At 67.7% G+C, this 25,156-nt stretch carries 18 protein-coding genes and 1 pseudogene; 10 read left to right on the forward strand and 9 right to left on the reverse strand.

What is annotated here, in order from left to right; genetic code table 11:
- Nucleotides 1–8: 8 nt before the first annotated feature.
- From ACUCV0_RS08545 to ACUCV0_RS08580, 8 genes are read left to right on the forward strand one after another with little or no spacing between them, the layout of a single operon-like run.
- Entirely contained in the window at nt 9–755 is a 747-nt protein-coding gene (locus ACUCV0_RS08545; protein ID WP_313647549.1) for a heme ABC transporter permease CcmC, read from the forward strand.
- Nucleotides 752–928 carry a heme exporter protein CcmD gene (gene ccmD, locus ACUCV0_RS08550; RefSeq protein WP_313647550.1) on the forward strand — a complete coding sequence of 59 codons (177 nt, stop codon included), beginning with the start codon at nt 752–754 and terminating at the stop codon, nt 926–928. Before ACUCV0_RS08545 ends, ccmD begins: the two co-directional genes overlap by 4 nt.
- Complete coding sequence (gene ccmE, locus ACUCV0_RS08555) at nt 925–1,380, forward strand: cytochrome c maturation protein CcmE (protein WP_482212496.1); 456 nt, start codon at nt 925–927, stop codon at nt 1,378–1,380. Before ccmD ends, ccmE begins: the two co-directional genes overlap by 4 nt.
- Complete coding sequence (locus ACUCV0_RS08560; protein ID WP_482212497.1) at nt 1,377–3,335, forward strand: heme lyase CcmF/NrfE family subunit; 1,959 nt, start codon at nt 1,377–1,379, stop codon at nt 3,333–3,335. The genes ccmE and ACUCV0_RS08560 overlap by 4 nt, the downstream gene beginning before the upstream one ends.
- Nucleotides 3,335–3,868 (forward strand): DsbE family thiol:disulfide interchange protein, encoded by a 534-nt coding sequence (locus ACUCV0_RS08565; RefSeq protein WP_313647561.1) that lies wholly within the window; start codon nt 3,335–3,337, stop codon nt 3,866–3,868. Before ACUCV0_RS08560 ends, ACUCV0_RS08565 begins: the two co-directional genes overlap by 1 nt.
- On the forward strand, nt 3,865–4,311 hold the full coding sequence (locus tag ACUCV0_RS08570) for a cytochrome c-type biogenesis protein CcmH (RefSeq protein WP_313647552.1): 447 nt from the start codon (nt 3,865–3,867) through the stop codon (nt 4,309–4,311). The genes ACUCV0_RS08565 and ACUCV0_RS08570 overlap by 4 nt, the downstream gene beginning before the upstream one ends.
- On the forward strand, nt 4,311–5,495 hold the full coding sequence (gene ccmI, locus ACUCV0_RS08575; protein WP_482212498.1) for a c-type cytochrome biogenesis protein CcmI: 1,185 nt from the start codon (nt 4,311–4,313) through the stop codon (nt 5,493–5,495). Before ACUCV0_RS08570 ends, ccmI begins: the two co-directional genes overlap by 1 nt.
- 35 nt (nt 5,496–5,530) lie before the next feature.
- Complete coding sequence (locus ACUCV0_RS08580) at nt 5,531–6,427, forward strand: hypothetical protein (protein ID WP_313647554.1); 897 nt, start codon at nt 5,531–5,533, stop codon at nt 6,425–6,427.
- On the opposite strand, the gene ACUCV0_RS08585 is transcribed toward ACUCV0_RS08580, so the two are convergent.
- The gene (locus ACUCV0_RS08585; protein WP_323149822.1) at nt 6,353–8,458 is read right to left on the reverse strand and encodes an NAD(P)/FAD-dependent oxidoreductase; all 2,106 of its coding nucleotides are present in this window, start codon (nt 8,456–8,458) and stop codon (nt 6,353–6,355) included. The genes ACUCV0_RS08580 and ACUCV0_RS08585 overlap by 75 nt on opposite strands.
- A gap of 172 nt (nt 8,459–8,630) precedes the next feature.
- Between ACUCV0_RS08585 and ACUCV0_RS08590 the strand changes: the two genes are divergently transcribed.
- Both ACUCV0_RS08590 and ACUCV0_RS08595 read left to right on the forward strand, forming a co-directional pair.
- Nucleotides 8,631–15,242 (forward strand): response regulator, encoded by a 6,612-nt coding sequence (locus tag ACUCV0_RS08590; RefSeq protein WP_482212499.1) that lies wholly within the window; start codon nt 8,631–8,633, stop codon nt 15,240–15,242.
- Between the two features lie 6 nt (nt 15,243–15,248).
- The gene (locus tag ACUCV0_RS08595) at nt 15,249–16,163 is read left to right on the forward strand and encodes a diguanylate cyclase domain-containing protein (RefSeq protein WP_059315379.1); all 915 of its coding nucleotides are present in this window, start codon (nt 15,249–15,251) and stop codon (nt 16,161–16,163) included.
- Nucleotides 16,164–16,180: 17 nt separating this feature from the next.
- Here the strand turns inward: ACUCV0_RS08595 and ACUCV0_RS08600 are convergent, their stop codons facing one another.
- The 8 genes and pseudogenes from ACUCV0_RS08600 to ACUCV0_RS08635 form a co-directional block, all read right to left on the reverse strand.
- The gene (locus tag ACUCV0_RS08600; RefSeq protein ID WP_059315378.1) at nt 16,181–17,203 is read right to left on the reverse strand and encodes a GGDEF domain-containing response regulator; all 1,023 of its coding nucleotides are present in this window, start codon (nt 17,201–17,203) and stop codon (nt 16,181–16,183) included.
- 96 nt (nt 17,204–17,299) lie between these two features.
- Nucleotides 17,300–18,337 (reverse strand): chemotaxis-specific protein-glutamate methyltransferase CheB, encoded by a 1,038-nt coding sequence (gene cheB / locus ACUCV0_RS08605; RefSeq protein WP_059315377.1) that lies wholly within the window; start codon nt 18,335–18,337, stop codon nt 17,300–17,302.
- Nucleotides 18,334–20,520, reverse strand: coding sequence for a hybrid sensor histidine kinase/response regulator (locus ACUCV0_RS08610; protein ID WP_059315376.1), 2,187 nt, complete (start codon nt 20,518–20,520; stop codon nt 18,334–18,336). The genes cheB and ACUCV0_RS08610 overlap by 4 nt, the downstream gene beginning before the upstream one ends.
- Nucleotides 20,517–21,044 (reverse strand): chemotaxis protein CheW, encoded by a 528-nt coding sequence (locus ACUCV0_RS08615; protein ID WP_482212500.1) that lies wholly within the window; start codon nt 21,042–21,044, stop codon nt 20,517–20,519. Before ACUCV0_RS08615 ends, ACUCV0_RS08610 begins: the two co-directional genes overlap by 4 nt.
- Nucleotides 21,041–22,291, reverse strand: a complete 1,251-nt coding sequence (locus ACUCV0_RS08620) for a CheR family methyltransferase (RefSeq protein ID WP_482212501.1) — start codon at nt 22,289–22,291, stop codon at nt 21,041–21,043. Before ACUCV0_RS08620 ends, ACUCV0_RS08615 begins: the two co-directional genes overlap by 4 nt.
- Entirely contained in the window at nt 22,288–22,743 is a 456-nt protein-coding gene (locus ACUCV0_RS08625; RefSeq protein ID WP_482212588.1) for a chemotaxis protein CheW, read from the reverse strand. Before ACUCV0_RS08625 ends, ACUCV0_RS08620 begins: the two co-directional genes overlap by 4 nt.
- A gap of 2 nt (nt 22,744–22,745) precedes the next feature.
- Nucleotides 22,746–24,551 (reverse strand): methyl-accepting chemotaxis protein, encoded by a 1,806-nt coding sequence (locus ACUCV0_RS08630; protein ID WP_313647208.1) that lies wholly within the window; start codon nt 24,549–24,551, stop codon nt 22,746–22,748.
- A 215-nt stretch (nt 24,552–24,766) separates the two neighbouring features.
- Nucleotides 24,767–24,943 (reverse strand): annotated as a pseudogene (locus ACUCV0_RS08635) (con-10 family general stress protein); the annotation flags it as partial.
- Nucleotides 24,944–25,156 lie beyond the last annotated feature (213 nt).

A 25,156-nucleotide genomic window follows, 5' to 3' on the forward strand; every position in this document is an offset into this window, starting at 1 on the left:
AGGACGACATGAACTGGACCTGGCTGCATCGCCTGGGCTCGCCGGCGATCTTCTACCGGCTGGCTGGCCGCCTGCAGGGACCCTGCCTGGCGCTGGCCGGCCTGCTGCTGGCGGTCGGGCTGGTCTGGGGGCTGTTCCTGGCGCCGCCGGACTACCAGCAGGGCGACAGCTTTCGCATCATCTATGTGCACGTGCCGGCCGCCTTCCTGGCGCAGACCTGCTATCTGCTGCTCGCCATCGCCGGCGCCATCGGCCTGATCTGGCGGCTCAAGCTGGCCGACGTGGCCCTGCGCGCAGCCGCGCCCCTGGGCGCCTGGATGACGGTGATCGCCCTGGCCACTGGGTCGCTGTGGGGCATCCCCACCTGGGGCACCTGGTGGATCTGGGATGCCCGCCTCACCTCGATGCTGGTGTTGCTGTTCCTCTACCTGGGCGTCATCGCCCTCGGGCAGGCCATCGGCCAGCGTGAAAGCGCTGCCCGGGCCTGCGCCATCCTGGCGCTGGTGGGGTCGGTGAATCTGCCGATCATCAAGTACTCGGTGGAATGGTGGAGCACCCTGCACCAGCCGGCGACCTTCAGCCTGGTGGAGCGCCCGCCGATGCCGCCAGCCATGTGGCTGCCGCTGCTGGTGATGGTGCTGGGTTTCTATCTGTTCTTCGCTGGCGTGCTGTTGCAGCGGATGCGTCTGGAGCTGCTGCGGCGCGAGTGGCGCAGTCGGTGGGTGCAGGCGGAACTGGGCGAGGCGCGGGCATGACCGGGGTGGACTGGACTCAAGCCCTGAGCATGGGACGCCATGGCCTCTATGTCTGGCCCGCCTTTGGCCTGACCCTGGCGGTCCTCGGCGGTCTGCTGTTGCAGGGTTGGTTGGCGCGTCGACGTCTGGAACGGACGTTGCGCCAGCGCTGGCGCCGGGAGCGGCGTCCATGAATCCGATCCGGCGCCGACGGCTGTTGTGGATCCTGTTGCTGCTGCTTGGCGTAGGCGGCGCGGCAGCGCTGGCCCTCAGCGCGCTGCAGCAGAACATCAACCTCTTCTATACCCCCAGCCAGATCGCCCAGGGCGAGGCGCTGCGGGATACCCGCATCCGCGCCGGCGGCATGGTGGAAAAGGGCAGCCTGGTGCGCGCCGCGGATTCGCTGGCGGTAAGCTTCGTCATCACCGACTTCCAGCGTGAGGTGCGGGTGAGCTATGCCGGCATCCTGCCAGACCTGTTCCGCGAAGGGCAGGGCGTGGTGGCCCTGGGTCGGCTGGATGACCAGGGGCGGCTGGTGGCCGACCAGATTCTCGCCAAGCACGACGAGAAGTACATGCCACCGGAGGTCAGCCAGGCGCTGCGCCAGGCCGGGCAGCCACTGGACGGCGCGAGGCCGGCGCCATGATTCCTGAACTGGGGCAACTCTGCCTGCTGCTGGCACTCGTCATGGCCCTGGTGCAGGGCACCTTGCCGCTGCTGGGCGCCTGGCGCGGTCAGGTCGACTGGATGCGGCTGGCACGTCCGGCCGCCTTCGGCCAGTGCCTGTTTTTGGTGCTGGCCTTCGCTGCCCTGACCTGGGCCTTCCTGCAGGACGACTTCTCGGTGGCCTATGTAGCCGCCAATTCCAACAGTCGCCTGCCCTGGTATTACAAGGTCAGTGCCACCTGGGGTGCCCACGAGGGGTCCCTGCTGCTCTGGGCGTTGACGCTTTCGGCCTGGAGCCTGGCGGTGGCGGTCCGTTCGCGGCAACTGCCCGAGGCGCTGCTGGCGCGGGTGCTGGGGATTCTCGGGCTGGTGGCCACGGGCTTTCTAGCCTTCACGGTCGCCACCTCCAATCCCTTCGCCCGACTGCTGCCGCAGTTTCCGCGCGAGGGCAACGACCTCAATCCGCTGCTGCAGGATCCCGGTCTCATCCTGCATCCGCCCATGCTCTACATGGGCTATGTCGGCTTTTCGGTGGCCTTCGCCTTCGCCCTCGCGGCCCTGCTGGAAGGGCGCCTGGACGCCGCCTGGGCGCGCTGGGCACGACCCTGGACCCTGCTGGCCTGGGCTTTTCTCGGCTGCGGCATCGTGCTGGGCTCCTGGTGGGCCTACTACGAACTGGGCTGGGGAGGCTGGTGGTTCTGGGATCCGGTGGAGAACGCCTCCTTCATGCCCTGGCTGGTAGGGACGGCCCTGCTGCATTCCCTGGCGGTGACCGAGAAACGCGGCCTGTTCAAGGGCTGGACGGTACTCCTGGCCATCGCCGCTTTTTCCCTCAGCCTGCTGGGGACCTTCCTGGTGCGCTCGGGGGTGCTGACCTCGGTCCACGCCTTCGCCAGCGATCCCACCCGCGGCGTCTTCATCCTGGCCTTCCTGCTGTTGGTGGTTGGCGGCTCCCTGACGCTGTTCGCCTGGCGAGCGCCCGCGCTCACGGGTACGGCATCCTTCAGCCTGGCCTCGCGCGAGGCGCTGCTGCTGGTCAACAACCTGATCCTGGTGACCGCCGCCGCCACGGTCCTGCTGGGTACCCTCTATCCGTTGATCATCGACAGCCTCACCGGGGCCAAGCTGTCGGTCGGCCCGCCCTATTTTGACCTGCTGTTCGTGCCGCTGATGGCGCTGCTGATGCTGGCCCTGGGTGTCGGGGTGCTGGTGCGCTGGAAAAACAGTCCGGGGCGCTGGCTGGCCCGCTTGCTGGCGCCCCTCCTGCTGGCCTGCGCCGCCCTGGCCGGCCTTGCGGCCTTCTGGCTGGACCAGCCCAAGGCGGCGATCCTCGCGGTGCTGGCGCTGGCCGCCTGGATCGTCCTCACCGCGCTGCGCGATCTGCTGGGCAAGGTCGCGGCCCTGGGTTGGCGGCGCGGCCTGCGCGGCCAGCCACGCAGCTACTGGGGCATGCAGCTGGCGCATCTGGGCCTGGCGGTGCTGGCCCTGGGCGTGGTGCTGGCCAGCCAGCTGGATATGCAGCGCGATCTGCGCCTGGCGCCGGGTGAGCACGTCGAGCTTGGCGGCTATCGCTTCGGCTTCGCGGGCACCCAGCACTACGAGGGGCCGAACTTCACCGCCGAACGTGCCTTGTTGCAGGTCGAGCGTGACGGTCGGGTCGTCGCTTTGCTGACACCGGAAAAACGCCGCTACCTGGCCAGCGGCGCGGTCATGACCGAAGCCGCCATCGACGCCGGCCTGACCCGCGATCTCTATGTGGCCCTCGGTGAGTCACTGGGGGAGGGCGCCTGGGCCGTGCGCCTGCAGATCAAGCCCTTCGTCAGGCTGATCTGGCTGGGTGGCCTGCTTACCGCCCTGGGTGGCCTGGTGGCGCTGACCGATCCTCGCTATCGCCGCCGCCGGGCAGGCGCCTCCTTGCCCGTGGAGTCCCCATGATGCGTCGTCGCCTGTTGCTCTGTCTGCCACTGCTGGCCTTTCTGGTCCTGGCCGGTTTTCTCTTTCGCGGGCTCCATCGCGATCCTCAGGCCTTGCCCTCGGCGCTGGTGGGGCAGCCATTTCCCTCCTTTTCGCTGCCGGGCGTGAAGGATGACCAACTGTTCAGCCGCCAGGACCTGCTCGGCCGCCCGGCGCTGGTCAATGTCTGGGGCACCTGGTGCGTGGCCTGCCGCGAAGAGCACCCCGTGCTGAATCAGCTCAAGGCCCAGGGTGTGGTGATCCACGGCATCAACTACAAGGACGACAACGCCAGCGCCCGCCGCTGGCTGGCGGAATTCCACGATCCCTATCAGCTCGATCTCCGCGACGACGCCGGTCGCCTGGGGCTGGACCTGGGCGTCTATGGCGCGCCGGAAACCTTCCTGATCGACGCCCAAGGCGTGGTGCGCTATCGCCATGTCGGCGTGGTCGATCAGCGGGTCTGGGCTGAAGAGCTCGGCCCGCGCTATCACGCCCTGGTGGCGGCGCCATGAGGTGGCTGGCGCTGGTCCTGCTGGTCTGGTCGGCCCTGGCCGGTGCCGCCATCGATCCCTATGGCTTTCACGACGAGGCCGAGCGTGATCGCTTCCAGGCCCTCACCCGCGAGTTGCGCTGTCCCAAGTGCCAGAACCAGGACCTGGCCGACTCCAATGCTCCTATCGCCGGCGATCTGCGTCGCGAGATCCAGCGGCTGATGGCGGCCGGGCAGAGCGACGACGAGATCATCACCCACCTGGAACAGCGCTACGGCGAATTCATCCGTTATCGGCCGCCTTTTGAAGGCCGCACCCTGCTGCTCTGGCTGCTGCCTGGCCTGGGCCTGCTGGCTGGAGCCGGACTGCTCATCGCCCTGACGCGGCGGCGCCGTCCGGCGCCAGAGCTGAGCGAGGCGGAGCGGCAACGGCTGGCGGCGCTGCAGGCGGAGGAGGAGGCCTGATGCTGACGTTCTGGGGCTTGGCCGGACTGCTGCTGATCCTGGCGGTCCTGATCCTGCTGGTTCCGCTGCTGCGCGGCGGACGGGCAGCCGCCGATCAGCGCGCGGTCCTCAATCGCACCCTCTATCGGGAGCGCCTGACCGAGCTACGGGCGCGTGCCGAGCGGGGTGAGCTGGATGCCGAGGCGCTGGCGCTGGCTGAAGCGGAGGCAGGTCGGAGCCTGCTCGCCGACAGCCCGGCCCGGGCGGCATCCCCCCTGCGACGTGGCCGGCGCCTGGGTGTTGGCGCTGCCCTGGCGGTGCCGGCCTTGGCCCTGGGCCTCTACCTGCTGCTCGGCGCCTGGCCGGCGCTGCAGCTGAGTCGGCAGCTTGCCGCGCCACCGCGCTCTCCCCAGGCGCTGCTGGCCAACCTGGAAGCGGCCACCCGCCTGCAACCCCAGGCGGCCGACAACTGGTACCTGCTTGCCCGCGCCTATGCCGGCCTGGGCCGCTACCAGGACGCGGTGGCGGCCTTCGAGCAGGTCCTGCCGCGCGATGGCCGGCGACCTGAGGTGTTGGGGCAACTGGCTCAGGCACGTTTCTTCGCCGCCGGCCGCACCCTGGATGCCCAGACCCAGGCGCTGGCCGATGAGGCCCTGGCGGCGGATGCCGGCGAGCCCACCACCCTGGGCCTGCTGGGCATGGCCGCCTACGAGCGTGGCGACTATGCCGGCGCGGCCCGCTACTGGCAGAGGCTGGTCGCCGTTCTACCGCCCGCGGATCCTCTGCGTCGCACCCTTGCCGACGGGGTCGCCCGGGCAGAAACGGCGGCCCGAGCCGCTGGCCAGGCGCTTGCGCGGCCTGGACTGGAGGTGGAGGTCAGTCTGTCGCCCGCCGTGGCGCAACGGGTAAGGCCCGAGGACAGCGTCTTCGTGCTGGCGCTGGCGGTGGACGAGCCGGGACCGCCGCTGGCGGTTCGGCGCCTGCGGGCTGCCGATCTGCCACGGCGGGTGCATCTGGACGATGGCGACGCCATGTTGCCCAGCCGGCGGCTGTCCGCTCATCGTCAGGTACGGCCCGTGGTGGTCATCGCTCGCGGCGGCGATCCGCTCAAGGGTGACTGGCGCCATGAGGGAGGCCCGTTGGACCTCTCTTCTAGTACGTTCAGCCTATTGCGCGTGGAGCCTGGTGATAGCATTGCGCCATGATTGTGCGGAATTTCGACAGCGGAGGCAGGGAAGTCATGTACAGCTACGAAGAGGCGGTTGCCGCGACTACCGAGCTCTGTCGCCAGATCGAGAATTGCCCCACGCGGCGGCGAGCGGTCCGTGAAGCCTTCTATCAGCGCTTCGGCGATACCGATAACGATGGCCTGAGCTACGGTGATTCGGAGCTGGCCTTTCTCGATTGGGAACTCCAGGCCGGTGTCCTGGAGCCGGTGACCGGCAGCCCCTGGTGGCGCAACGTCAATCTGCACTTCATCTATCTGGCCGAGCTGGCCGGGTGCCTGGCGCACCATGGCCTGCCGGATGACCAGGCGCCGTATCCAACCCGCTGCTGGCTGACCTTCATCGCCGATCCTAGCCCGCGGCACTGGTACCGGGCGCACAACGCTTCCATCCTTGCCGGTTTTGCCCGCTATCAGCAGGATGCCCGCGCGGAAAACGCCGTAGGCCAGCTGTTTCTCAACATCACCCTGTATCGGCTGATGTTCGCCCAGGCGCTGGTCGAGGAGGCGACGCTGTTCGCCGAGCTGGGCGCGCTGCTGGCCGATCCGCGCGGCTTCTCGGTCAAGCTGCTGGTCAGCCTGGCCGATTTCTATCCGCCGCACTATCCGCTCACCGAGGCGGATCGCGAGGTGATCGAGGGGCATGGCCTGGGCATCGGCGAGTTGGGCGTGCGGCTCATGGACGGCTGGATCCGCATGGAGCTGCCTCGGCTCTATGCCGAGGCCGCCGAATGGAACCAGGCTCCCGAACTGCTGGCGTACCTGAATGGCGACGAGCCGGCCTATCCGCCCGTCGCGGACCGTTGCGCCGAGCGCGCCGCGGCCGAAACGGTGGCGCTACTGGAAGGCGTCCTCGCCGGGCAGGACCTCGGTGTGGCCGAGCAGGGCGCGAGCGGTCTGCAGGCCGGATAGGGTCGCCGACTCCACGCAGCCCATGTTGAAGCCGTTGCGGATCCAATCCCCGGTCAGATAGAGGTTGCGGCAGACCGTGCCGTCGGTGGGCAGCCGATAGCGACTGCTGCCGGCCACGCTCTGTACATAGCGCTCACTGGGGTCGACGTTGGCGCGCCAGTACTGATAGTCGAAGCGTGCCGGTCCCTGGACATCGTCGGGCGCCAGCAGATAGTCCCAGCGGTAGCCCGCCGTGGTCACGGCCTCCGGCCAGTAGGCGCCCAGCTTGGCGTTCATGAGATCGATGAAATCTGCTCTTACCTGGGCGGCCTGTTTTTGCGGATAGTCGTCTCGCTTGCCGATAGGCGGGGCGGGCGGAGCCTCGAGTACGCCGCAGAAATAGCTGATGTCCGCCGGCGGCGTGCCGTGCGACCAGTCTTCACGCTCCACCAGATAGCTGACGTCGGCCCAGGAATCCATCGCCTGGGCGGCGAAGCCCAACAGCTCCGGCGCCTGGCCGCCCTGGGGCGAACCGGTCCAGCCCAGTTGCCAGGCATCACGGTTCTGCCAGAGCTGCACGGCCTGGGTGGCAACGGTCGCCACTGCCTGGGTCATCCGGGCGAAGGCCGGGTCCAGGGCACATAGGCTGGGGGAGAGAGCGGCGAGGCCAGCCACGGAAATGCCCAGCACCACCTCGTCGAAGTCCCGCTCGACCTGCAACTCCAGCTGCTCGACGCCCTGCCAGCCACTCCAGTTGGATTCCAGGTTGATCTGGCCGTCTTGCAGGTCCTTGGCGACCTGGTCGTCGATCTGCTCGTATAGCGGCGCCGAAGGCCAGCAGGGCAGGCCCTTGACGTCCACCAGCGGCTGATAGACGTCACCCTTGAGGGGGACCTGGCGCTGAATCTGCAGGCGGGTCACCCGTGGGCCCTGGCCATCGTCGGCGGCTTCGATGCCGGTGACCTGGTGGAAGAAGCGGAATTCCACCCCGCGGCGGGCCAGCACCTCGTAGTAGGGCGCAAAGACCACGTCGCCCATGCCGGCCTGCATGCGCCAGATAAAGGAGCTCTTGGCGGTGGTCAGGGCCAGCAGGGCGGCGCGCAGCACGGTGCCGGCCTCGACATCGGGTTGGCCGAGATCGCCGTCGCGATAGGCGAAGATGCCGCCGTGCAACGACTTGAGCACCGCACCGTCCAGGGTCGCGGTGCTGGCGCCATGGCGTTCGAGCCAGGCCAGGAAGGTTTCCGCGTTGAGCGCCTCGAAGCCCTTGGAGTAGACCTCGTCGGCGAGCATGCCGATGAGCACCGTGAGACCGAAGTCCATCAGCAGCCACAGCCGGTGGGCGCTGAGGCGGGTCTGGCTGCGCTCGTGCAGCACCTTGGCCAGCAGGCCTCGTGCTTCGCGCAGCAGCCACAGCAGTAGCGGATGATCGACGCCATCGGGCAGTGCCTTGCGGGCCCGCTGCAGGTGTCGCTCCGCCTCATCCAGCGCCAGCTCCTGCAACTCCTCGCGACAATGGGCGCGCAACCGGGCGAACAGGCCGGCCGGCTCGGCAGTGACCGGGGTGTCGTCCACCTCGCCCAGGCGCAAGAGCCACTCCAGCAGGTCGCCGAGGGCGGCCATGAAGGGTTTGGGATTCCAGCCTTCGCCAGGCTTGCCGGGCAACGCCAGGGTATCGATGGGCCAGGTGGTCCAGTGGCCCTGGAACTCGTCGGCGAAGGCGGTATGGGAGTGGGGGAAGAAGGCCTCGTCGAGCGTGGCCAGGGGCGCTCCCGCCGGTCGAGCCAGTTCTTCGTAGCACTGCCTCAGGTTATGGAAGGCGTTGTAGTAGAAGCCGAACCAGACATGGATGCCGTGCTCCTCGATCCGCTGGTGATCGGCGGCGTTGCGTCCGCTTGCCCCCTTGCCCCCCAGGCGCCAGCCCTGTTGATACAGGGTGATCTGGTAACGCTCACGCCAGTTAGGCTCACTAGTAAGACGAAAGGCGGCGGTGACGGCGGACACTCCTCCACCCAGAATGGCGATCTTGCGGACAGAGGGTAACGCTTCCATGCCTATTGCTCCGGAGTGTGCAAATTGTTGCCTGAGTGGACGAATGCCAAGTGATGGCTAAGGTAATATCACTTTATCGAAAGGTTCCCTTGAAGCTTTAGCAAGGCAACGGAAATAGTGGAGGCGCTGACCTGGCATTGCGCCTGGTCAGACGAGGACTGAGGCGAACGCGTTGTTGAATATTCCAGGCTACAGCTGCACGACGCGGGTGAGTGAAAGCCGCCATGCGCTGATCTATCGAGGAACCCGGCTGGACGATGGTCAGCCGGTGATCCTCAAGCTGCTGGCCACCGACTACCCCACGCCCCAGGCCCAGGCTGCGCTGCGCCAGGAGTTCGAGTTGACCCGCCGGGCCAGCGCCAGTGGTGCTGTGAGCGCGGCCCTGGACCTGCTGGACCACGAGGGCAGCCTGGTCCTGGTACTCGAAGACATCGGCGGTACCGATCTGGGCGAGCTGCTCGCGGCGGGCCCTCTGGCCCTGGATGACTTCTTCGACTGGGCGCTGTCCATCGTTCGTGCCCTGGCGCGACTGCACCGGCTGCGTATCGCCCACAACGACCTCAATCCGCGCAACATCGTCTGCAACTGCGCCACCGGCACGCTACGCCTCACCGACCTGGGGATCGCCACGGCCTTTGGCGCCGTCAATGGCACCGATGTCCGTCTGGAAGGCTCCCTCACCTATCTGGCTCCCGAGCAGAGCGGGCGAACCGGGCGTCATCAGGACTATCGCAGCGATTTCTACGCCTTGGGCGTGACCTTCTACGAGATGCTCGCCGGTGAGCCGCCCTTTCGCGCCCAGGATCCCCTGGAATTGATGCACGCGCACCTGGCGATGCGGCCGCCGTCGCTGGTCGAGCGCGTGCCGACGGTACCGCCCATGCTGGCGGCGCTGGTGGACAAGCTCATGGCCAAGGCCGCCGAGGAACGTTACCAGGGCTGTTTCGGCATCCTGAGTGATCTGACGCGTTGCCAGGCAGCCTATCAAGGGGGCGATTCGTCAGACTTCACCCTGGGTGAACAGGATCCGCCGGCCCGGCTGATGCCGGTGCGCACCCTGCAGGGGCGCGGCGTGCCCTTGCGGATGCTGGAGGAGGCCCTGGCCCGGGCGACCCTGGGCCGGATCGAGGCGGTCTTCGTCAGCGGCAGCTCCGGGGTGGGCAAGTCGGCACTGGTACAGGCCTTCGTTCGCCGCCAGGGCGAACGGGTGATCCTGGCCCATGGCAAGTTCGAAACGCTCGGCAGCGGCGTGCCCTATGGTGCCCTGCGCCAGGCCGTGCGTGAGCTGGTCGAGATCGGCCAGACCCTGGGCGAGGCGTTCGCCGAACGCCTGGTAGGCGCCCTGGCTGGCAACGCGGGTGTGCTGACCGAGGTCTCTCCTGAGCTGGCCACCTGGCTCGGGCCCCAGCCTCCGGTGGCCGAGCTACCGCCGCAGCAGGCCGAACAGCGCTTCGACGAAACCGTGATCACCTTGTTGCGGGCCTTTGCCACGGACACCCGCCCGCTGTTGCTTTGGCTGGATGACCTGCAATGGGCCGACAGCGCCTCGTTGCGACTGATCGAACGCCTGCTGGCGCGGGGCGACCACGGCTCGCTGCTGCTGGTGGCCACCCATCGCGAAGAGCAGTTGGCCGGTAGTAGCCTGGAAAGACTGCTGAGCGCGGGGTTGATCCGCACCCTCTCGCTGGGCCCGCTGTCACGGGTGGAGATCGAGCGGCTGATCGCCGAACTGCTGCCGGCCCCGGCTGCGGACCAGGCGGCCCTGGCTGGCCTGTGCCTGGACAAGACCCTCGGCAATCCCTTCTTCATCGAACAGCTGCTGCGTAGCCTGCAGCAGGATGGCCTGCTGGAATTCGATGGTGAACGCGGGCAGTGGCAATGGGAGCTGCAGCGCCTTCAGGCACTGGACGTCTATGACAATGTCGTCGACTTCATGGTCGGCAAGCTCAAGGAACTGCCGGCGGCGACCTCGCAGCTGCTGCAGTGGGCGGCCTGCCTGGGCACGCATTTCTCCAGCGACCGTCTCGCCGCGCTGATGGCCGAATCACCGGCGGATATCCGCCGGCTCTGCCAATCGCTGGTGCAGGAAGGCCTGCTCACCGAAACCGACGGCGGCCAGACGGGCGAGGCGACGCCCACCCGCTACAGCTTCCCCCACGATCAGGTGCGGCACGCCGCCTACTCGCTGCTGGCGCCCGCCGAACGCGAGCGGGTCCATCTGCGCGCCGGTCAGCTGTACCTCGCCGAGGGCAGCGGCCAGCGGCTGGACGCCGTGAGTCATCTCAATCTGGCGCTGGCACTGATCGAATCGCCCGCCGAGCGCCTGCAACTGCTGGAACTCAACCTGGAGGCCGCACGCAAGGCGCGTCAGGCCAATGCCTATCCCGCTGCGCTGGACTTCCTGCGCACGGCCGTCACGCTGATCGACGAGGCGGCCTGGGGCAGCTGCCACGCGCTGCTGTTCCAGGTACATCGGGAATGGGCCGAAGTGGCCCATCTCTGTGGCGATGCCAGCGAAGCGTTGCGCATCTGCGAACTCTTGCTGCCGCGAGCCCTTACCACTTTCGAAGAGGCCGGGGTCCGGGCCCTGCAGATCGATCTGTACAGCGGCCTGGGTCGCTTCACCGAGGCCGTGGCCGTCGCGGTGGCCGGTATCCAGGCGCTGGACGAACCCTGGCCGGAGGCGCCAGAGGCGATCAACCAGGCCATCGGCAGCGACAGTGCCGAGGTCGAGGCCTGGCTGGCCGAGCACACCCCGGCGGCGCTGCTCGACCTACCGCGCATGGAAGATCCCCGCGCCCAGTTGCTGATCCGCTTGCTGGGCCTGCTCTGGGGACCGGCCACCAACGTCGACCTGGCCATGAGCCTGCTGGCGATCATGCGCATCGTCAAACTGTCGATCCAGTACGGCAACGGCGATCTGTCGCCTTTCGGCTACGCCAACTACGGCTCCGTGCTGTCGGCCTTTCATGGCCGCTACGAACTGGGTTATCAGATCGGCCGACTGGCCGTCGACCTGGTGGACCGCACCGGCAATCTGCCGCTCAAGTGCAAGGTCTACACCATGTTCGCGGTGACCAATAGTCCCTGGTCGAGCCCCATCGCGGACAACGTCACCCTGCTGCGCGAAGCCCTGGCAGCCGGGCAACGCACCGGCGAGATCATCTTTACCGCCTATAGCGCCTTCCACATCCTCAAGCACCTGCAGCATGCCGGCGCACCGCTGGACGACATCCTGGCCGAAACCGAGGAGATCGAGCGGATCCTGCTGGGGATCGGCGATCCCAACACCCTCGAGGTCTTCACCATTCTGCGTCAGTCACTGCGCCTGCTGCAGGGCCTCACGCCGGGGCAGGAGCGCTGGGACGAAGAGGGACAGGACGAGGCGGCGCTGGTGCAGCAGATGCAGGACAGTGGTCATGTCCTCTGCCTGAACTACTACGACTTCAACAAGATGCAGGCGGCGCTGCTGTTCCGCCGGCTACCCCAGGCGCGGCACCATGCCGAAGCCATGGAGGCATCGCTGGCGGCGAGCTTCGGCTGGTTCAGCATCGCCGAACATGCCTTCTATCAGGCGCTGATCCTGCTCGCGGAAGGCGAACTGGTGGACGAGGACCTGGCGAAGATCCAGAGCGCCCGCGAGCGTCTGGCCGGGTGGGCGGAGCACTGCCCGGAGAACTTCGCGCACAAGCGTGACCTGGTGGACGCCGAGCTGGCCCGGCGCGACGGACGCGTCGAGGCTGCCATGGATCTCTACGAGCAGGCGCTGGAGTCCGCTCGCCTGCACGGTTTCCGGCAGGGCGCGGCGCTGGCCGAAGAGCTCTATGGCCGCTTCTGGCTGGAGCGGCAGCGACCGCGTCTGGCCCGGACCTATCTGCAGGATGCCCAGCGCAGCTACCTGCACTGGGGCGCGGCGGCCAAGGCCCAGGCGCTGGAAGACGAATTCCCACACTGGCTGCGCGTGGCCGAGACCAGCGCCCTGACGATGCAGCGTACCCAGGGCCAGTCCACCAGCGAGATGATGCGCCTGGACTGGCTGTCGGTGCTGAAGTCGCTACAGACCATCTCCAACGAGCTGGCGCTGGATCAGCTGCTGGCGCGGATGATGCGCATCATCCTGGAGGAGGGCGGGGCTCAGCAGGGTCTGTTGCTGCTGCCCGAAGGCGGGCGCTGGCTGGTCCAGGCCTCGGTGAGCAGCGGCGCGACGGAGCCCAGGGTGCTGCAGGGCCTGCCCCTGGCGCTTAACGAGCAGGACGCCGGCGAAGGGCTGGTGCCCCTGACCCTGGTGGCCCACGTCATCCGTCATCGGGAGCCGGTGATTCTCGACGATGCCGCCCGTGCCGGGCGTTTCGTCCGCGATGCCTATATCCGCGCTCGCCGTCCGCGCTCGATCTGCTGCCTGCCGGTGCTGCGCCAGGGGCGCTTGATCGGCATCCTCTATCTGGAAAACAACCTGCTGGCCCAGGCCTTTACCCCGGGTCGCCTGCAGGTGCTGGGCATCCTGGCCACGCAGGCGGCCATTTCCCTGGAACACGCGCAGATCTACGAGACCCTGGAGCATCGCGTCGCCGAACGGACCCTCGAGCTGGACCAGGCACGGATCCGCGCCGAGGAAGCGGCGGCGGCGAAGTCGCTGTTCCTGGCGACCATGAGCCACGAGATCCGCACGCCACTCAATGCGGTGATCGGTCTGAGTCGCCTGACGCTGGGTACCCGGCTGTCCGGCGAGCAGCGCGGTCATGTCGGCAAGATCCTCGATTCCGGCGAGACCCTGCTGGGCGTGATCAACGACGTGCTCGACTACTCGCGTAACGAAGCCGGCGGTACCCAGCTCGAACGGTTGGGCTTCAACCTGGCCAAGGTACTCGAACGCACGCTCAATCTCTGCGCGCTCAAGGCCCACGAGAAGGGGGTCGAACTGATCCTGGATTGCAGCCCGGACATTCCCCTGGCGCTGGAAGGGGATCCGCTGCGGCTGCAGCAGGTGCTGGTCAATCTGCTGAGCAACGCGGTCAAGTTCACCGAGCGGGGCCATGTGCTGATTCGTGTCGGCGCCGTCTGCGAGGAGGGTCGCGCGCATTTCAGCCTGGCGGTGGAAGACACCGGTATCGGCCTGACCGAGGCACAGCAGGCACAGCTCTTCCAGCCCTTTACCCAGGCGGATGGCTCCATCAGTCGCCGCTATGGTGGCACCGGCCTGGGCCTGGCGATCTCGCGTCAGCTCACCGAGCTCATGGGCGGCACCTTGGAGGTTCACAGCGAGGCGGGACGGGGCTCCTGCTTCACCCTGCGCCTGACGCTGCCAATGGTCGGCGAGCCCGAGCGGCTGCCCAGCCAAACCCCGCGCCAGGTGCTGCTGGTGGACGATCATGGCCTGGCCCGGCGTACCCTCGGCCAGCGCCTGCGCGAACTGGGCATGCAGGTGGTGGAAGCGGAGTCCGGCGAGCAGGCCCTGGGGGCGATGATCGATCACGCCGCGGCCTTCGAACTGGCCATCGTCGACTGGCGTCTCGGCGCCGAGGATGGCCTGGTGCTGGCACGGCGTCTGCGCGAATGCCAGCCGCAGCTGGCGCTGACCCTGCTGGCCTCCCCCTATGAGGCGGAGGAGGTGCGCAGCCTGGGCGAGGATCTGCCAGGGCTGGAGTTGCTGGACAAGCCGGTCACCGGGCCGGCCTTGCAGCGCCTGCTGGCCGGCATGGGCATGGCGCCCGTCGCCTCGCCGACCATGGGCCAGAGCGTGGTGGACCTGCAGGGCATCCGCCTGCTGCTGGTGGACGACAATGCCATCAATCGCCAGGTGGTCATCGGCTTCCTGCAGGGCAGCGGTATTCTCATCGACGTGGCCGAGGACGGCCAGGCGGCGCTGGATCAGCTGGAGCGCGAGCGCTACGACCTGGTGCTGATGGATGTGCACATGCCGCGACTGGATGGCCTGTCGGCGACCCGCGAGCTGCGTACCCGCCCGGCGCTGGCAGCGCTGCCGGTCATCGCCATGACCGCCAACGGCCTCCCAGGGGATCGGGAACGCTGCCTGGACGCGGGCATGAATGATCACCTGGTGAAGCCGCTCGATCCCGCCGAATTGTTCCGCATCATCGCCGCCTGGGCCAACCTCGAACAGCTGCAGCGTGCCGAGCGCAAGGCGGTGGAAGAGGTCGAGGAGAGCAAGGACGTTGGCGTGCTGGCCCGGGCCCGCGCCAGTGCGGTACTCGAACCCGAGCCGGCGTTGCACCTGCTGCGCGGCAGTGCCGAGCTCTACGAACAGCTGCTCCGGGATTTCCGCCTGCAGCAGGCCGAATTGCCCGAGAAGGTCGCCGCCTGGCGCGCGGCGGACGATGTCACCGCTCTATTCGAGTGTGCCCACAGTTTGCAGGCCACGGCAGCCTATGTCGGGGCCAGCGCCTTGCAGGAGGCCGCTCAGCGTCTCACCCAGCGGATTCGTCTGGCTCAGCCCATCGGTGACGACGTGCGCCGGCTACAGGTGGAGGCCGAGCGCTGCCTGACGGCGCTCGACGAGATCCTGCTGCCGGTCGACCAGGATGTGGAGGCCTCCACGGAAGCCTTCGAGGTCTTGCTCGAACGGCTGGTCGGGCTTCTGCAGACCTCGGACTTCGCCGCTGAAGAGCTGCTCGATACCCTGCTGCGGGCCTGCGTAAGTAACACCCATGGCGCCGACGTGGCGCGGATCCGGGAGTGGGTGAACGACGTCGAGTTCGAGCATGCCGCCGATGCCACCGCGGATCTGCTGCGGCGGGTGCGTCAGGCCGGACAACGGTCGGGATAGCGGCCGATGGAGGGGCGTCGTCCCGAATTGCCGTTGATCCTCATCGTCGACGATCAGAAGAGCAACCTGCGTGTCCTCGGTGATCTGCTGCGCAACGAGGCGCGCATCATGCTGGCCAAGAGTGGCGTCCAGGCGCTGACCAAAGCGGCCCGCGAGCATCCCGATCTGATCCTGCTGGACGTGGTGATGCCAGGCATCGACGGCCTGCAGCTGATCCAGCTGTTCAAGCGCCGCGCCGAGACCAGTGCCATCCCGGTGATCTTCATCACCGCCGCCAACGACCTGCACCGCGAGGTCGAGTGTTTCGAGCTGGGCGCCAGCGATTTCATCCAGAAGCCCTTCAATCCGCTCGCCGTGCTGGCGCGGGTACGGCTGCACCTGCAACTGGCCCGGCAGCGCCGGCTGCTGGAAGAGCTGGCGCACATGGATCCGCTGACGGCGGTGGGCAACCGCCGCCGCTTCGATGAGCAACTGGCGATCGAATGGCAGCTGGCGGTCTCCCGCCGTGGTTCCCTGGCTATCGCCATGCTCGATATCGACTACTTCAAGCAGTACAACGATACCCACGGCCATGGTGCGGGCGATCAGGCGCTGGCGCGGGTGGCCCAGGTGCTGGAACAGCGCATCCGTGAGCGGGACTGCCTGGCGCGTTATGGTGGGGAGGAGTTCGTGCTGTTGCTGCCGGGCGCCTCGCGTACCGCGGCCGAAGCGGTGCTGGAGCGCTGCCGCCAGGGCATCGCCGAATTGCGCATCGCCCACCCGCTGGCGGAGGACCGCCTCTGGCTGACCATGAGCATGGGCCTGGCGTGCTGCAATCCGACGCCCGAGCAGACCCCGGAAGAGATGCTCAAGGCCGCCGACAACCTGCTCTATCAGGCCAAGGCGGAAGGTCGCGATCGCCTGGTCAGTCGCAGCTTCTAGTCCTGCCGAAGGGCTGGCTAGGCGTCCTTGCCGGGGCTTGGCAGCAGATGCACCCGGTTACGGCCTTCGGCCTTGGCCTGATACAGCGCCTGGTCGGTCTGTTCGATGAAGGCTTCGTGGTCATCGCCGCTTTGCGGCTGGATGCTGCCAACGCCGATGGAAATGGTGACGAAGCCCAGGTCACTGCCGGAGTGGGCGACCTGCAGTCGCTCGACGCCCGCGCGGCAGGCTTCGGCAACCTTGCGCGCGCCTTCGGCGTCGGTCTCCGGCAGCACCATGGCGAATTCCTCGCCACCGTAGCGGGCTACCAGATCCGCCGGGCGCTTGAGTTGCTCGGTCAGCACCGCGGCCACCTTCTTCAGGCAGAGGTCGCCGCTGAGATGGCCATAGGTATCGTTGTAGCGCTTGAAGTGGTCGACGTCGCACAGCAGCAGGGCCAGCGGCTGGCGATTGCGCCGGGCACGCAGCCATTCGCCTTCGTAGGTCTGGTCGAAGTGACGACGGTTGTTGATGCCGGTGAGGCTGTCGATGGCCACCAGCTTCTGCAGCTGAATGTTGGCCTCGGCGAGCTGGCGTTGGCTTTCGCGCAGGAAGCGGAACGCTTCGTCGCGCTGGGCCCGCAGCACATGGGCCTCGGAGTGGTAGCGCACCCGCGCCAGCAGCTCCAGCTTGTCGGGCAGCTTGACCAGGTAGTCGTTGGCGCCCGTGGCGAAGCTCTGCGCCTTGACCTGGGGGTCTTCCTTGGACGAGAGCACCACGATGGGGACATCGCGCAGCGCCGGCTCGGCACGGAAGCGCTTGACCGTTTCCAGGCCGTCGATCTCGGGCATGATCAGGTCCTGCAAGACCACCGTGGGCTTGAGTTGCAGGGCCATGTTGACCGCCTGGTTGGCATCCAGGCAGTAATGCAGTTCGATGTCGGGCTGATCCGCGACCATCCGGCGCAGGGCTTCGATGATGATCAGCTGATCATCCACCAGCAGCAGGCGCACCTTGGGGGCGGTCAGGCTGTCCAGGGCGTTACCCTCGTCTGTGGCCATTACTGCGAGTCCTTCTGCGAGCGGGGTCGGGCGTCCCGAGTCTCATCTTGGCCAGTCCCTGCCGCTGCATCGTCCAACGCTCCTGTTGGCGACCTGTCATGTCGAGCTCCGTGAGCCTGCGCCGAAGCGCCTTTGCAGCCAGGCACCGATCTGGGTGGGGCTGAGGACGCGCTCCGCGGCGCCCATTCTAACCGCAGCCGCGGGCATGCCGTATACGGCGCAACTGGCTTCATCCTGGGCCAGCGTCGGAGAGCCGCTCTGGCGCAGGGCATAGAGGCCGCTGGCACCGTCGCGTCCCATGCCGGTCAGCAGGATACCCAGCGCCTTGCCCGACCTTAGCGGGTGGCTGGCGAGGTGGGTGAAGAACACATCCACCGAGGGACGATAGGGATAGTCGAGCGGTTCGGCGGTGTAGGCGAAGCGTCCCTGTTCGTCCAGCAGCAGGTGGTCATCGCCCAGGGCCACGCAGACCTGGCCAGGCTGCGGCAGGGCGCCGGGCATGGCCGCCGTGACCGGCCAGGCGAGTTGCGTACCGAGCCAGCCAATGAAGCTGGGGGCGAAGCGCCGGTCGATGTGCTGCACCAGCACCACACTCGCCTGGGGCGTTGGCGTCCAGGCGTCGAACAGACTCACCAGGGCCGCCGGGCCGCCGGTGGAGGCACCGATGGCGACCAGGGTGTCCGTGGGTGAGGAAACCGTGCCGGCGGGCGCCGGCGCGGTGAAGGGCGCGGGGCGGGCGGCGCGCTCTGGCAGGCGCACCAGCGGCTCGATCCGGGCGATCTTGCGCAGCAGGGCGCCGCCATCGGCGCCGCCGCTCAGTGCCGGGGTGGCGGTCACGTCCAGGGCGCCCGCGCCCATGGCGCGAAACACCCCTTCGCAATCGTCGGGGGTGGCGGTCACCATGAGGATGGCGCAAGGCGATCGGGCCATGATCCGGCGCGTCGCCTCGATGCCATCCAGACGCGGCATCTGCAGATCCATGAGGATGAGGTCGGGGCGGTCTTCGGCGCAGCGTGCCACGGCTTCCTCGCCGTCGTGGGCGATCCAGGCGACCGTATGGCGCCCGTCGCTCGCCAGCAGGCGGCGCAGGGCTTCGGTGGCCAGCAGCAGATCGTTGACGATGGCGATTCTCATGGCGCTCCGATGAGGTCCTGCACGGCGGTGATGAGGGCGTCGTCGTGGAAACTGCCCTTGGTCAGATAGTAGTCGGCACCAGCCTGCATGCCCTTGAGCCGATCCTCCGGACGGTCCTTGTAGGACACGATCATGACCGGCAGGGCATGCAGCCGCGGATCGCGGCGTACCAGCTCCACCAGTTCGATGCCGTTCATGCGCGGCATGTCGATGTCCGACAGCAGCATGTCGAATTCGCCGGCGCGCACCGCGTTCCAGCCGTCCATGCCATCGACCGCGACCTCTACCTCGTAACCCTGGCCTTCCAGCAGCTTGCGCTCCATCTCGCGCACGGTAAGGGAATCGTCCACCACCAGGATTCGCTTGACCCGGCGACTGGCGGCGACGGTGCCACCCTGCACCTGGCGCAGGCGGCCCTCGCCGAGCAGACGCTCGATACCCGTCAGCAGGTCGGCGACGTCCAGCAGGAGCACCGGGCTGCCATCGTCGAGCAGGGCGCCCGCGGTGACCGAGCGCAGCTTGCCGAAGATCTCGTCGAGCGGCTTGAGCGCCAGGCCCTGCTCGCCACGCAGGCGATCCACCACCAGGCCATAACGCCGCTCGCCGCCGCCGATCACTAGCACCGCCAGATCACCGCTGGGCGGAGCGCCCTCCAGTTCCAGCAGCTGGTGGGCGGCGACCAGGCCCAGGCGATCGTCGCCCAGCAGGAAGAAGGCCTTGCCCTCCAGCGAATGGACCTCGGCCGCTTCCAGGCGCAGCACTCGTTCGATGCGATTGACCGGCAGGGCATAGGCCTCGCCGGCAATGTCGACGATGAGGGCGCGGACGATGGAGCGGCTGACCGGCACCAGCAGATGGGTGCTGAAGCCTTCACCGGGACGGGTTTCCAGGCGCACCTCGCCATCCAGGGCGCGGATGGCGTCGGCTACCACGTCGAGCCCCACGCCGCGCCCGGACAACTCGGTAACCGTTTCCTTGAGGCTGAAGCCTGGCAGCAGCAGGAATTCCAGCAGTTCGGCCGGGCTCAACTCGGCGGCGACCTGGGGTGGACTCAGCCGCCGGGCGATGACCGCGGCGCGAATGCGCTCCAGGTCCAGGCCGCGACCATCGTCGTGCAGGCTGACCTGCAGGCGGCCGGCGACATGGCGGGCCTCGAGACGGATCTGACCGCAGTCGGGCTTGCCCAGGGCGCGGCGTTCGGCAGGTAACTCCAGACCGTGGTCCACGGCATTGCGCAACAGATGGTTGAGCGGACTCTCCAGGCGCGTGAGCACCTCGCGGTCGATCAGGGTATCGGCGCCGTCCACCTGCAGCACCGCTTCCTTGTCCAGGCCGCGGGCCAGATCCCGTACCAAGCGGGGAAAACCCTGGACCGCGTCGCGCAGCGGGCGCATCCGTACCCCGAGCACCTCGTCCAGCAGGCCCTGGCAGACTCCCAGCAGGCGTCGTTCATAGGCTTCCAGGGCCTGCAGCTGCTGCTGATAGCGATCGAGCAGGCTCTCCTGGCGCTGGCGCAGTTCGCTGCTGGCCGCCGATGCCTGACCGAACAGGCCCTGCAGCTCCCCGCGATAACCCTGGAAACCCTGGACCAGGCCGTGCAGCCCAAGGCCCATCACGCGGGCCTCGCTGGTCAGGGCGAGAATCTGGTTGAAGCGGCCGCTATCGACCCGCAGAAGGTCACGGGTGCGTTCGGCGTCGGCAGCGGGTTCTTCCGGCGCGGTCGGTGCGGGCGGCGGATCGCGCGGGACCACCGGGGCGGGCGAGGCCGGGGCGCTGTCACCGGCGCTGAGGGCTTGCGCCAGTGCGCGCTGGGCATCGCGCTGTTCGACCTGCCAGCGCTGGCTGGCGGCTTCGTCCAGGCGGCTGACCTCGCCGAGGAAATCGACGCAGCGAAACAGCTGATCCAGATCCCCGGCGCCGAGCTGACGGCGCCCGGTCTGCACCGCCACCAGACAATCCTCCATGGCGTGGGTGAGTTCGACCAGTCCGTCCAGGTCGACGATACGCGCCGCGCCCTTGATGGAATGGGCCGCACGCATCATGGGTTCGATCACCGAGGTATCGGTGGGATCACGCTCCAGCCGCAGCAGGCCGGCATCCAGCGCCTGCAGATGACTCTGCACCTCGCTGGCGAAGAGATCATAGAGCGACATCTCGCGCACATCGCGCGGTGGCTGGCTCATCGCAGCGCCTCTTCCAGGGCCCGCTCCAGCCGCGCCAGATCGATCAGGCCGACCTGATGCGGACCTTCGCGATAGACGCCGCCGAGATAGCTGAGCAGTTCGCCGCCCAAGGTGGCCGGCGGCAGCTGCACGTCGCTCGGCGCATAGCGCTGCAGGCCCAGGACCTCGTCCACCTGCACGGCCCAGTCACGGCGACCGATGCGCAGCAGCAACAAGCGTGGAAAGCCGCCGGTCTGGCCTGCCGGGGCCACCGCCAAGAGGAGATCCAGGGCGATACAGGGATGCAGCTGGCCGCGCACCGGCACGATGCCGCGCAGCAGCGGCGAGCGTCGGTGGGGGATGCGGTGCGCCACGGTGGGTTCGCTGGCCGTGACCAGGCAACTGCCGGGCAGACCCAGCCATTCCGCACCGAGGCGGAAGACCAGAGCGCTGGCCGAACGGGCCTGACGATCATCCGGTGGCTGGGCATAGCGTTCGGCCCAGTCGAGGCGCTCCGTGGAGGTGAGGTCGCGCGTCAGACTCATGCGTCCTCACCTCCGCGGGTCTGGATGCGGGCGGCGCGTTCGCGCAGGCGACCGGCTTCGTCCAGGCGACCGGCTCTTTCGCAGATCAACGCCAGGCGACAGAGCGCCGGATAGTGGCCGGGCTCCAGATAGAGTGCCTGGCGCAGCGCCCGCTCGGCCTCGGCGGCGCGGTCGTCGGGCAGGATGAGCGCCAGCAGGAAGTGGGCGCCCGCTTGGCCACGGTCTGCCTCCAGCAGGCGGCGCAGCAGGGCTTCGGCTTCGGCGCCGCGCCCCGCATCGGCGAGGCGCTGGGCTTCCTCTAGTGCCGGGCGTGGGGGGGCGACGGGCGCGGCCGGCTCGGACGCTGGCGCGCTTCTGGACCGCAGGCGCGCAGGCAGCGGATGACTGGGGCCGGTCGAGCGGGTGGTGGCCTTGCGGCGAGGCGCCGGCGCCGTAGCCGGAGACCGCACCAGCTCGGGCGTGGCCGCCTGCCGCTTGATCAACGCCGAGGCGTGGGCGACGCCCAGGCTGGCGAAGCCATGGCGCATGGCGCTCACCATTTCCGAACTGCCAACGCAGAGCAGGCCGTCGTCGTGCATCAGCGCCGCCAGGTGGCTGAGGGCACGGCCCTGGGTCTGGTCATCGAAGTAGATCAGCAGATTGCGGCAGAGCACCACGTCGAAGGCGGCGCCGTCGCGCAGGCTGCCCAGCTGAAGGATATTGCCCTGGCGAAAGCGCACCTGGTTGCGCACCGCCTCGGCCAGGCGGTGGCGATCGCCTTCGGGGGCGAAGTAGCGCTCGCGAAAGGCGAGATCCCGCGCGCGAAAGGAGTTGCGCCCATAGAGCCCACGGCGGGCACGCTCCAGCGACGGTTCGTTGATATCCACCGCAGTGACCTGGAACGCGATGGCTGGCAGCCCGGTATCGAACAGGGCCATCGCCAGGGTGTAGGGCTCTTCGCCGGTGGAGCAGGGCAGGCTGAGCAGGCGTACCGGCAAACCGGTCCGGGCATGGCGCTCCTGGGCAAAGCGGGCGGCGTGGGCGATCGCCTGGGGATCGCGAAAGAACCAGGTCTCGGGAATGACTAGCAGGTCCAGCAGATCGGCGAATTCGGCCTCGTCTTCTAGGATGCGCGCGACATAGGACTCCGCGTCGTTTTCCTGGCGCTCGCGCAGCCGCTGGCGGATGGCGCGGGCCAGCATGTCGTCGGCGATGGCCAGGCCGGTGCGCGCCCGCACCAGGGGGGCAAGACGGGGATCGAGCGTCACGCGGCCTCCTGGAACAGCAGGGCGGCCAGGGCCGGCGAGAGCAGCCGGTCCAGGTCCAGCCACAACCAGAGGCCTTCGGGTGTTTCCAGCACGTCGCCGAGCCAGGGATAGTCGGGCAGGCGGATACCGGCCGGACGCGGCGGGGTGGCGCTGATCCGGTGTACGCCAGCGACGCCTTCCACCACCAGGCCGAGCGGCCGATGGCCACCGGCGGGCAGGGGATAGTCCACCAGCAGGATGCGCGTGTCCTGCCGCGCTTGGGCGCCCGAGGCACCGCTCATGGCGGCGACGTCCACCACCGGGATCGCCTCACCATGGAGGTTCATCAGGCCGGCGACCCCGGGCGGGGCGGCGGGAAACCGGGAGAGCTGGAGAAAGGGCAGCACCTGGCGAATGACCGCCGTGGGCAGGGCCGCGGCGGTATCGGCCAGTTGAAAGACCAGGATCTGCATGCTCAACGGGTGACCGAGAAAGTAGCGACACTGCTCTGCAGGTCCTGCGCCGCCTGCTGGAGATACTGGACGGCCTCACTGGTGGCCTTGAGCGCCTCGGTGGTCTGCTGGGTGCTGTCGTTGAGCTGGGTGATGGTCTCGGCGATCTGGCCGGCGCCTATCGCCTGGGACTGCATGCCTTCCAGGACGATGTCGAAGCGCGCAGGCAATTTCTGTACGTCTTCGATCACCTCGGCCAGCTGATCGCTGACGCTTGCCACTTCCTGCACGCTGCGGCGGATTTCCTCGGAGAACTTGTCCATGCCCATGACGCTGGCGGAGACCGCGGAATTCATGTCCTTGAGCATCTGCTCGATATCATCGGTCGCGGCGGTGGTCTGGTCCGACAGGCGGCGGATCTCGGTCGCCACCACCGAGAAGCCGCGGCCTGCTTCACCGGCCTTCTCCGCCTCGATGGCGGCGTTGAGCGACAGCAGATTGGTCTGGTCGGCCACCTTGGTGATGGTGGTCAGCACCTTGTTGATGTGGCTGGACTTCTCCGACAGGGCGGCGAGCTTGGCGTTGATGGAGTCGGTCGCCGCCACCATGCGCTGCATGGTGCCATCCATGCTCGTCAGGCTGGTGCGCGCCTGTACCGCGCCATTGGTGGTCTCGTCCGCCACCTGCACGGCTTCTTCCATGGTACGGACCAGGGCATTGGCGTTGGCGGCGATTTCCCGTGTGGTGCTCAGCACCTCCACGCTGGTCTGGGCCTGTTCGATGCTGGTGGCTTCCTGCTGGCGCGAGGACGCGGCGATTTCCGTCGTGGAAGAGGTCACCTGGATACCAGCGCGCTGGACCTTGGCGATCATGCCGCGCAGGTCCTCGATCATCTTGCCCAGGCCGCGGGCCAGTTGGCCGATGGCATCGTCGCCACTGACCGCGGTGCGCCCGGTGAGGTCTCCCGCTGCGGCCTTGTTGACCACCCCGAGCAGGTCGTCGACGTCGGCGCGCAGGCGCTGCATCAATGCCTGCTCGCGGGCATGGTCGTCCTGGATCTGCTGGGCCATCTGATTGAAGGCCAGCCCCACTTGGCCGAGTTCGTCCCGGCCCTGCACCTTCACCCGGGCGCTGCTTTCGCCCGCAGAGATCCGTGCCACCGTGTCGGTCAGGGCACGAATCGAGCGCAGCAGGTGATGAGAGAGCAACCAGGCGATGAGCGCGGCCAGCAGTACGCAGAAGGAGCCGCCCGCGACCAGGGTCCAGGTCAGCTGGCTGCGTACTTCCTCGGTATGGTCGGCGCGCTGGGCGGACAGGTGGCGCTCGTCATCGGCGATGCTCTGGATCTGCTGGCGCATGGCAGCGACCTGGCTGATCAAGGCGGTGATCAGCGGCTCGTTGGCCAACTGCGCTGGAGAGAGATTGCCGGTGTCACGCAGCCGCAGCAGGGGTTCGAAAGTCTGTTGCCGCCAACTGTCGAGATCCGCGGTCAGCCGCGCGAGGCGCTGCTGTTGCTCGGGATTGTCCTGGGTCAGCCGCTGGGGCACGCGCACCGCTGCCATCAGTAGAGGCAGCGCCTGGCGGGCAAGCTCGGCGTCGGCGGCGGCTCCGGAATACCAGTAGTTGCGCACCTTGGCACGGGCTTCGAGGAGGTTGTTGTCCAGCGCCGTGACGGACAGCAGTACCTCGGCGGTATGCCGGTCCCAGCGATTGGCATCGACCAGGCTCTGCAACGAGGCATAGGTCAACCAGAGCAGCAGGACCACCAGGGCAATGATGGCGGCGAAGCCGGCGAAGAGTTTGTTCTGGATGCGAATGTTGTTGAGCATGGGCACCGGTGCTGGCGGACGAGGGCTGGGGGAGTGAGCCCTGCGGGCCACTCGGGCTGTCCGCTAAAAGTAGCACGGCCATACATTTATGTGAGTTGAAGCTCAGTTCCGGACAGGCTGAGTAAAGTGGGGCGGAGGGGTGCCCAGGCTCAACGCCAAGGGCAGCCTGCCAAGGGTAGCAACTACCAGGCGGCTGCCGGCCCGATGGGCGGTTGTCAGGAGGAGACAGCGTCGCTTTCAGCCTCGGTCTTACGGGTACCGTGGCTGTTCTGGCCACCCTTGCGCCCGGCTTCAGAGGCTCGCGCGGGATTGTTGGCGAAGTTTCCACCACTGGCTCGTCCACCCTTGCGTCCGGCATCGGCGGCACGTTCGCGATTGTTGGCGAAGTTGCCTGGATTGCTGCTCTTGTTAGCCATAAGAACTTCTCCCACTTCAGGTTACTCACGAGTCGAGCGCCGTGCCCCCCAAAGGCCAGGCGGTTCGCTTATTGAGAGTAGGAGTTAAACGAGCGAGTTCGAGCAGGCTGATAGGAGGGCGTTTTATTGGACGACGTTTAATTTGAATACAAGGCTTGAGTTTCTACTGGCCGGACTAGAGCCCCTGAA

Source organism: Pseudomonas sp. VMV1, assembly GCF_056790235.1.

Bases quoted from the DNA above. Each gene is read 5' to 3' on its own strand.
- ACUCV0_RS08545 (WP_313647549.1), top strand. From the start codon at position 9: ATGAACTGGACCTGGCTGCATCGCCTGGGCTCGCCGGCGATCTTCTAC.
- ccmD (WP_313647550.1), top strand. From the start codon at position 752: ATGACCGGGGTGGACTGGACTCAAGCCCTGAGCATGGGACGCCATGGC.
- ccmE (WP_482212496.1), top strand. From the start codon at position 925: ATGAATCCGATCCGGCGCCGACGGCTGTTGTGGATCCTGTTGCTGCTG.
- ACUCV0_RS08560 (WP_482212497.1), top strand. From the start codon at position 1,377: ATGATTCCTGAACTGGGGCAACTCTGCCTGCTGCTGGCACTCGTCATG.
- ACUCV0_RS08565 (WP_313647561.1), top strand. From the start codon at position 3,335: ATGCGTCGTCGCCTGTTGCTCTGTCTGCCACTGCTGGCCTTTCTGGTC.
- ACUCV0_RS08570 (WP_313647552.1), top strand. From the start codon at position 3,865: ATGAGGTGGCTGGCGCTGGTCCTGCTGGTCTGGTCGGCCCTGGCCGGT.
- ccmI (WP_482212498.1), top strand. From the start codon at position 4,311: ATGCTGACGTTCTGGGGCTTGGCCGGACTGCTGCTGATCCTGGCGGTC.
- ACUCV0_RS08580 (WP_313647554.1), top strand. From the start codon at position 5,531: ATGTACAGCTACGAAGAGGCGGTTGCCGCGACTACCGAGCTCTGTCGC.
- ACUCV0_RS08585 (WP_323149822.1), bottom strand. From the start codon at position 8,458: ATGGAAGCGTTACCCTCTGTCCGCAAGATCGCCATTCTGGGTGGAGGA.
- ACUCV0_RS08595 (WP_059315379.1), top strand. From the start codon at position 15,249: ATGGAGGGGCGTCGTCCCGAATTGCCGTTGATCCTCATCGTCGACGAT.
- ACUCV0_RS08600 (WP_059315378.1), bottom strand. From the start codon at position 17,203: ATGGCCACAGACGAGGGTAACGCCCTGGACAGCCTGACCGCCCCCAAG.
- cheB (WP_059315377.1), bottom strand. From the start codon at position 18,337: ATGAGAATCGCCATCGTCAACGATCTGCTGCTGGCCACCGAAGCCCTG.
- ACUCV0_RS08610 (WP_059315376.1), bottom strand. From the start codon at position 20,520: ATGAGCCAGCCACCGCGCGATGTGCGCGAGATGTCGCTCTATGATCTC.
- ACUCV0_RS08615 (WP_482212500.1), bottom strand. From the start codon at position 21,044: ATGAGTCTGACGCGCGACCTCACCTCCACGGAGCGCCTCGACTGGGCC.
- ACUCV0_RS08625 (WP_482212588.1), bottom strand. From the start codon at position 22,743: ATGCAGATCCTGGTCTTTCAACTGGCCGATACCGCCGCGGCCCTGCCC.
- ACUCV0_RS08630 (WP_313647208.1), bottom strand. From the start codon at position 24,551: ATGCTCAACAACATTCGCATCCAGAACAAACTCTTCGCCGGCTTCGCC.